This is a genomic window from Nocardiopsis sp. TNDT3, assembly GCF_003427465.1.
Classification (GTDB): Bacteria; Actinomycetota; Actinomycetes; order Streptosporangiales; family Streptosporangiaceae; genus Nocardiopsis; species Nocardiopsis dassonvillei.
This window is the reverse complement of the sequence record NZ_QPFC01000010.1, coordinates 1-7,727: the sequence shown is the minus strand read 5'-3', so window position 1 is coordinate 7,727 and position 7,727 is coordinate 1. Positions and strand designations below refer to the sequence as shown.

The window sequence follows — 7,727 nt, the reverse complement described above, 5'->3', positions numbered from 1 at the left end:
ACCGCAGCAACCGCAGCAACCGCAGCAACCGCAGTGGAACTCCGTCGCGCCCGGCCGGGTTCCCTCCTCCCCTAACCGAACAGCGTTAGGTAGAGTTGCGGCACCGTCCGGCCCCCGTTTCCGGACCCGACGACCGTGGAGGCGCGGTGCGCGTATTCGCCGACATCCAAGAGGTGCTCGCATCCCAGGGCGAACACCTGGGCCACACCGACTGGGTGACCATCGACCAGGACCGGATCTCCCTGTTCGCCGACGCGACGCAGGACCACCAGTGGATCCACACCGAACCCGAGAGGGCGGCCGCGGGCCCCTTCGGGGGCACCATCGCGCACGGGTTCCTCACCCTGTCGATGCTGGCCCACTTCTCCCAGTCGGTGATCTCGGTGACGAGGAAGCCGAGCATGTCCATCAACTACGGGCTCAACAAGGTGCGCTTCCTCCAGCCGGTCGTGTCCGGCTCGCGCATCCGCGACGGCGTCGAGCTCAGCTCGGTCCAGGAGACCCCCAAGGGATACCTGGTCACCACGACCCACACCGTGGAGATCGAGGGCCAGGAGCGGCCCGCCCTGGTGGCCGAGTCGCTCGGCCTGTGGGTGCCCTGAGGCCCTCCGTTCCCGCGAAGGCCCCGGGACGCCCCCGAAGTGCGGGCGCGGCCCCGGCCGGGCGGTCCTCCCACCGGCCGGGGCCGTGTCTCAGCGCGCCAGCTTGCGCAGCGCCCTGCGGGTGAGCCCCGGGGTGAACCAGCGCAGCTTGCGCTCGGCGCGCCTGGCCCGGGCACGCATGCGCTCCACCTCGGCGAGCGCCTGGTCGAGCTTGCGCCGCAGCGTCTCGGGGTTCTCGGGCTTGGTCCGCTCCCCCTCCTCCGGGAACACGAAGTCCGTCCCGGGGACCCAGTGGGTGCCGTAGACCTCCTCCACCCGGCGGTCCAGCTCCTCGGAGGTCGCCTCGGGCCACAGGTGGCGGGCCCTGGCGTAGGCGGCGATCCGCTCCAGGCGCATGACGCCGTCACCGCGTGTGGCGCCGGGCACGGGAGAGCACAGCAGCCCGGCCTTGTTCTTGTTGGCCATGTCGACCAGCTCGACGACCGCCCGCTCCCGCAGGGCCGGACCGGCGGGCACACGCAGCTGGAAGTTGACGAGCGGGTCGTGGCCAGGCGCGTCCTCCACCAGGCGCACCCGGGGGTCGCCCCGGAAGGTCTCCCGGATCAGCCGCAGGTCGAGCCGCTCCTCGTCCAGCGGCGAGCGCCGCCCCTCGTCCAGCACGTCCCAGGGGCCGACCAGCCACAGCCGGATGTCGGGAGTGGTACCGGACAGCAGCGCGGACGCGGTGGTGTCCACGTCCTCCAGGGTGGCGCCGTCCACGTCCATCACCACGTCGACCAGCGGGACCTCCCACTGCCGGTCGGGGCGCTTGCGCCGCAGGTGGAAGTCGGGCACCCGGTTGGCCACGAAGGGGGCGCGGTAGCGGGTGCCCGCGTCGCGGCGTGTCTGCATCTGGGTGCGGCCCAGGTGCCAGCTGCTGGTGTCCAGGTCGGGGACGAACAGGGCGCCCTGCTGGGAGACCCGGTAGGCGAACTCGCTGTCGCCGCCCAGGACCAGCTCCCCGTTCAGGCCGCCCGCGGCGTCGAACAGGGTGCGGTGCAGGGAGCCGGTGGCGCCGATGAACACCTTGTAGGCCAGGCGGTCGGCGGTCCGCAGCTTGTCCTTGCCGTCGATGGTCTGCTCCACCCAGTGCGGGTCGGCGCTCTCGCGGTCGAACAGCTGGGCGGCGCGTCCCTCGCGCACCTCGGTGGCCACGTACTCGGCGGTCATGGCCTTCGGGTCGAAGTCCACGAACATCTTGTGGCCCAGGGCGACCCCGTAGTCGACCAGGTGGTGCCAGCGCATCTGCGACTCGACGTGGTCGCGGTAGACCAGCATGTCCGCGTCCAGGCGCAGGACCACCTGGCCGGAGGAGACGGCCACGCCGCTGTTGACGGCGTGCGCCGAGCCCCAGCCGCCGGGGGCCGAGGTGATCAGCCGGGTGTTCTCCGGGCGCACCGGTGGGAGCGTGAGGGGTTCGGGCGTGCCGTCGTCCACCACGATCACCTCCATCAGGTGCGCGGGGTAGCTCTGCGCGGACAGGGAGGCCAGGACGAGTTCGAGCTTTTCCTGGTGCCCGTGGGCGGGGATGACCACCGACACCGACAGGGTCGGGGTCCACTCGCCGATCGCGGGCGGCTGGAGCACGGAGTAGTCGTTGCGCCGCGCGCGGGGCTGGTCTCGGTAGTCGATCTCCGCGCGGGGCAGGATCGGCGCGGTCGCGCGGTCGCCGGAGACCGGTTCCGGAGTCATGTCAAGCGTGGTCAACGGATCTCCCCCGTGTACTCGGTGGCGGGCTGGCCGAGGGGCGAGGGCTCGCCCTCCACGATGGCGCTCGGACGCCAGCCGAACCACTGCTGGGTGTGGTTGTGCAGGAAGAAGGCCATGTCCTCGGACCAGGTGTGCCCGCCGCCGGTGCGGCGGAGCACGTACCCGAGTCCATGGGCGCGGTAGATGCGGCCGCCGCCCCGGATGACGGCGAGGAGCAGCTGGGTGTCGATGGCGCGGGGCAGCGGCCGGAAGCCGCCGATCTCCTCCATCACCACGCGGTCGGTGAGGATCGTGCCCCCGGCGATGAACCGGGTCGCCGCCTCCGACCTGCGGTTGCGCCAGACGGTCAGGTCCACCTCCTGGAGGTAGATGAAGTCCTGTCCGGTGCCCACGAGCTCGGCGCCGGAGTAGGTCCGCGCCATCAGCAGGTCGGCCAGGTGGTCGGGGCCGTACCAGTCGTCGTCGTCCCACTTGGAGATCAGGTCTCCGGAGGCGCGGTCGACGGAGTCGTTGAGCACCGAGCCGAAGATCTGGCCCGCGTCGGCCTCGTGCAGGACCAGCGGCAGCCCCGTCTCCCGGAACGCGTCGATCGCCGCGCGCACCTCGGGCAGGTCCGCCGTGAACCCGTGGAGGGTGAGGACCACCTCCAGTTCCACGTCGCGCTGCCGGGCGATCTGGGCGAGCGCGAACCCGACCATCTCGGGGCGGCGCGTGCACAGGATCACCGACACCCGGGTCTCCCTGGGCAGGGGGATCCCGGCCTCCGCCCCCAGGGCCCGCCAGCGGGAGCGCTGGCCGTGGGCGCGCAGGGCCGTGCGGCGCAGGCGGACGCTGTACTCCTCACGACGCAGCTGGTCGCGCAGGTCCTCGTCGCGGGCGCCGGTGATCAGGTCCGTGAGCGGCGCGCCCAGGCCCGAGGCCCAGGCGGGCACCTCGCCGCTGATCAGGGGCACCCCGCCGGCGGCCAGGGAGGCGACCGCGCGTACGGCGGCGCTGGGTCCGGTGTGCCCGGACCAGTCCACCCTGACCCCGCGCAGGTGGCGCAGGCGTGCCAGGTCGACGTCGGTGACCGTGCCGTCGGCGGCGACGGTGACCAGGTCCTTGCCGCCCTCCCTGACCACGGCGTGGGGGCCGTGGACGGTGAGGTCGGCCAGGTTCCCGTCCTTGACCCTGGTGAACCCGGTGGGGTTGACGGTGAGCTCGTCCACGGGCGCGACCGCGTGCGCGCTGTCCGGCACCGCCTCGTGGGCCCGGACGTGCCCGTCCGGCCCGGAGATCCGGGCCCAGGAGTCGGCGGCGGTGGTGGCGCGGTCCAGGACGGGGACGACCGGGTCGGTCCACTCGGGCCGCGCGACGTCGTCGGACACGCGCAGCGCCAGGTCCCCCACAGGGGTCACCCGGCGCAGCGGGACGGGCCCCTGCGCCTCCACGCCCCGCACGCCGGTGTCGCCCGGCCGCCACAGGGCGGCCTCGGGCCCGTTGAGGACGGCCAGCGGCGCGGTGGCCGGCCCCCGGCGCCGACCCCGGGTGCCGTGCACGACGGCGTCGACCACCTGGACGGTGTCCATTCCGTTGGGGAAGAACAGCTCGCACAGCCAGCCGTTCCTGTTGACGCGGCGGACCCGCACCTCCTGGAGCTCGCGCCACTGGCCCATGCCCGGGGAGGCCGGGATCGGGGGCTCCTGGTGGCCGGACGTGGCGACCATGGCGACCACGATGTGCACGGCTCTGGGAAGGTGCGTGGAGACGGTGAGGGCGCGGTGCAGGTCGGTGGTCGTGGCGGCCACGACCGCGACCAGACCGACCTCGGGCTCCTCGTCCCGCATCCAGGCGCGCGGAAGCTCCAGGGGCCGGCCCAGGGGGTGGGCGTCCAGGTCCACCAGGATGTCGTCGGGGCGTAGCGGCAGCTCGGCCAGGACGGAGCGGGTGTCGGCACCCGCGTGGCAGAGCACGGCGGCCTCGGTGCCACGGGCGCGCAGTGCCTGCCGCAGGGCGGTGGTAATCATCGGGTGACCTCGGGTGTGTCGGTCGGGGCTCCGCGGGGAGCCCGTCAGGCGGTGCGTGGGAACGCGGCGTCCGCTAGACGCCCTTGCGGCTGAAGACGTGGGCGCCCTTCTCGGCGGCCTCCTCGACGCGCTGGAGTTCGGGGTGCTCGGCCAGCCAGCGGTCACCGATGGCGCGCTCGTCCACGCGCGCGGCGTCGTCCAGGACGATGACGGCGTCCTCGGTGCAGCGCGGCAGCAGGACGGGCAGCGCGGGGTAGCGGGCCTGGAGGCCGGTGGCCTGGGGCGGGCCGTCGACGAACACCAGGCCGACGCCCTCCAGGTCGGCGAAGACGGAGGTGTCGTACCAGCGGTCGGCGGTGGGCAGTTCCTCGCCGTTGACGGTGACCGTCGTGTTCGGGGTCTGGACCAGCGGGGCGTGCCGGACCTCGACGATGTCGTCGAGCCCGTGCGCGGCCACCAGTTCGCGGCTGAGCTCGGCGTAGCGGGCGTCGTGCTCGACGGCGACGAGTCTGCCGGTGCCCGCGCGGCGCAGGGCGTAGCCGATCCAGACGCTGGAGGCGCCGCTGCCGCACTCCACGACCAGGCCGGGGCGCAGTCGGTCGATCTGGCGGACCAGGATGCGGAGCACGTCGGGGGAGGCGGCCCAGCCGCGCAGGGGCGGCATGAACGCGGCGGTGTCGAGGTACTCGCGCAGCTCGGTCCAGGCGACCTGCTGCTCGTAGTCGTCGCGGCCCCGCGCGGTGACGGCGTTCCTGATCTCGCGGCTGACCTTGGGGAGCGTGTGGTCCTGGAGGTGGGCGACGCGTTCGCGGACGCCGTCCATGGCCAGGGCGGCCTCCAGGCGGTCGCGCCCCAGCGTCTCGGCGACGTTGCGGCTGTGGGCCTCCATCGAGGTGGACACGCTCCTGGAGAGGGCGCCCACCCTGCGGGACAGGAGCAGCGTGCCCAGCCCGAGCACGCCCACGGCACCGGCGAGCAGGCCGAGGAAGGTGAGGATGAGCACGTCCGTCCAGCCGATCAGGCCCGCGATCCCCAGGGCGGCTGGCACGCAGAGCACGGCGGCGCCGACCACCGCGCCGGTGACCAGGAGTGGACGGAGACGGCTGCGAAGCGACCGCATGGGCGGATACCTCCACGGGAGTTTCGACACGGTTCCGCCGGGCGCGGGCCGCGGGGGGACGAGAGGGGAAGGGCTGGTTTCCCGGCACTGAACTGCCGCTTCGCCCGGTGTTTCGGGCAGGTCGGCAATCCGCTCAGACGCTTTCGACCTTAGCCCTTCGAGGAAATAACGGACGCCCCCGAAGGGGAATCGAAACCTGGATTACACGCAATTCGCCTTCCGTTCACCCGCGCATCACGCGCCTCTCATGTGCGCGCATCCGGGGTTTTCCCGGAGCGCCGGCGGACCCGTCCCCGCCGCCCGCTGGCCTCCCGTGGGACCGCCCGCGCGGCGGCGCGGGGCCCGGCCGCGGGCGGCCGTGCGGCGTTTGGAGCACGACTGCCAATTCTTCCCCACCCACCTGCGAATTCGACGCGATCACGGCGGACACCGGCCGATGTTTTCCGCGGAGTCCGCCGTGATCGCGTCCGCGTCCCGGGCGATTTCACCACGAAAGCCAGGATTGGGAGCGGCCGTACCGGGCAGTGCGGGGAGGAGGCGGCGGTGGGACGCGGAGCGCGCGGACCGTCCGTGCGCGGTCCGCTCCCCGAGGGGCGGCGGCCGCGGGCACGGGGCCGGGCGCTCCGGACCGGGGTCGGCAGCCCCGGTTTATTCCCGTGCCGGAGTGTAAAGAGCCTGACATCGGGTGAGCCGCCGCCCGACTGATAGCTTGCTGCCTAGGCGATCCCATCGCTGGTGAACACGACGAACCGCGTCATTGGAAAGGTGCGTCAGAGATGTCTGCGCCGTACTCGCTTCCCGAACTGCCCTACGACTACGCGGCCCTGGAGCCGTGGATCTCCGGTCAGATCATGGAGCTGCACCACGACAAGCACCACGCGACCTACGTCGCCGGTGCCAACACGGCTCTGGAGAAGATGGCGGAGGCCCGGGAGACCGGCGACTTCGGCACCATCCCGATGCTGGAGAAGAACCTGGCCTTCAACCTGGGCGGCCACGTCAACCACTCCGTCTTCTGGAAGAACCTGTCCCCCGAGGGCGGTGACAAGCCCGAGGGCGAGCTGGGCGCGGCCATCGACGACCAGTTCGGCTCCTTCGACGCCTTCCGCGCGCACTTCACCGCCGTGGCCACCACCATCCAGGGCTCGGGCTGGGCGATCCTGGCCTGGGACGCGCTGGGTCAGCGCCTGGTCATCGAGCAGCTCTACGACCAGCAGGGCAACACCGCCCTCAGCTCCGTTCCGCTGCTGATGCTGGACATGTGGGAGCACGCCTTCTACCTCCAGTACAAGAACGTGAAGGCCGAGTACGCCAAGGCGTTCTGGAACGTGGTCAACTGGGCCGACGTCCAGGAGCGCTTCACCAACGCCCGCGGGGTCAAGATCGGCTAGTCCCGGTCCCCCGTCCGGTTCGTCGCCGGACACGGCGGAGGGCGGCACCACCCACCGGTGATGCCGCCCTCGCGCGTGTACGGGTCCACCTCGCCCGGGCCCCGTTCGCGCCGAGACCCGCCCCGCCCCGGAGGGTCAGACCACGAGGCGGACCGGATCGGCCTCCACCGGCCCGTGCCGGTCGAGTTCGCGCCAGGCCCGCGCCAGCCGCCAGACCAGCTCCTCCCGGGTGGGGGCGTCGTAGGCGAAGGGCAGCCGGAACCACTCGGCGTGGCGCTCCCCTCCGGAGGCCGACATCACCGAGCCCGGGACCAGCTCCACGTCGTGGCAGAGCGCGACCTGCACGTAGGCGCGGGCCTCCACCCCGGGCAGGCGCACCCACAGCGCCGCCCCTCCGTCGGGGCGCCGCCACTCCCAGGAGGGCAGGGCACCGCGCAGCAGCTCCTCCATGTGGTCGAGGGCCTCGCGCATCAGCTCGGAGCGCTGCCGGGACAGCTCGTCGTAGCGCTCCAGGAGGCGCACGGTCACCGCCTGGTCGAGCAGGGGGCTGGCCAGGTCGGCGAGGACCTTGCGGCGGCTCAGGCGCAGGGCCATCTCGGCGGGCGCGCGAAGCCAGCCCAGCCGGAGCCCGGCCCAGCCGACCTTGGACAGCGACTCCACGGTGATGACCTCGGCCCCGCGCGGGGCGAACGCGGCCAGCGGCGGGGGCTCGTCGGGGGCGCGCAGGCCGGTGTAGGCGTGGTCCTCCAGCACCGGAACGCCGTGACGGGCGGACAGCTCACCCAGCTCGCGGCGGCGCGCCGCGGACATCATCGTGCCGGTGGGGTTGTGGTACGAGGGCATCGTGTAGACGAGGTGG

6 protein-coding genes are annotated in these 7,727 nt (G+C 72.8%); 2 read left to right on the top strand and 4 right to left on the bottom strand.

Translation table 11 applies throughout. The features are described 5' to 3' along the window. Positions 1 to 146 precede the first annotated feature (146 nt). Positions 147 to 602, top strand: coding sequence for a MaoC family dehydratase (locus DQW06_RS00225; RefSeq protein WP_013151674.1), 456 nt, complete (start codon positions 147 to 149; stop codon positions 600 to 602). A 90-nt stretch (positions 603 to 692) separates the two neighbouring features. On the opposite strand, the gene DQW06_RS00220 is transcribed toward DQW06_RS00225, so the two are convergent. The 3 genes from DQW06_RS00220 to DQW06_RS00210 all read right to left on the bottom strand — a co-directional run bounded on the left by DQW06_RS00220 (position 693) and on the right by DQW06_RS00210 (position 5,477). Further along, positions 693 to 2,333, bottom strand: coding sequence for a glycosyltransferase family 2 protein (locus tag DQW06_RS00220; RefSeq protein ID WP_232051741.1), 1,641 nt, complete (start codon positions 2,331 to 2,333; stop codon positions 693 to 695). An 11-nt stretch (positions 2,334 to 2,344) separates the two neighbouring features. Beyond that, positions 2,345 to 4,357: a glycosyltransferase family 2 protein gene (locus DQW06_RS00215; RefSeq protein WP_117197729.1), complete on the bottom strand. Its 2,013-nt coding sequence runs from the start codon at positions 4,355 to 4,357 to the stop codon at positions 2,345 to 2,347. Positions 4,358 to 4,430: 73 nt separating this feature from the next. After that, entirely contained in the window at positions 4,431 to 5,477 is a 1,047-nt protein-coding gene (locus DQW06_RS00210) for a class I SAM-dependent methyltransferase (protein WP_117197728.1), read from the bottom strand. Between the two features lie 776 nt (positions 5,478 to 6,253). Between DQW06_RS00210 and DQW06_RS00205 the strand changes: the two genes are divergently transcribed. Beyond that, on the top strand, positions 6,254 to 6,868 hold the full coding sequence (locus DQW06_RS00205; RefSeq protein ID WP_013151670.1) for a superoxide dismutase: 615 nt from the start codon (positions 6,254 to 6,256) through the stop codon (positions 6,866 to 6,868). Positions 6,869 to 7,003: 135 nt separating this feature from the next. Here DQW06_RS00205 and DQW06_RS00200 read toward each other — a convergent pair. Beyond that, positions 7,004 to 7,727, bottom strand: a 724-nt coding sequence (locus DQW06_RS00200) for an aminotransferase class I/II-fold pyridoxal phosphate-dependent enzyme (protein ID WP_117197727.1), incomplete at its 5' end; no start/stop codon positions are given.

Excerpts from the sequence above, each read along its gene's own strand:
- DQW06_RS00210 (WP_117197728.1), bottom strand. The coding sequence starts at position 5,477 with ATGCGGTCGCTTCGCAGCCGTCTCCGTCCACTCCTGGTCACCGGCGCG.
- DQW06_RS00220 (WP_232051741.1), bottom strand. The coding sequence starts at position 2,333 with ATGACTCCGGAACCGGTCTCCGGCGACCGCGCGACCGCGCCGATCCTG.
- DQW06_RS00215 (WP_117197729.1), bottom strand. The coding sequence starts at position 4,357 with ATGATTACCACCGCCCTGCGGCAGGCACTGCGCGCCCGTGGCACCGAG.
- DQW06_RS00205 (WP_013151670.1), top strand. The coding sequence starts at position 6,254 with ATGTCTGCGCCGTACTCGCTTCCCGAACTGCCCTACGACTACGCGGCC.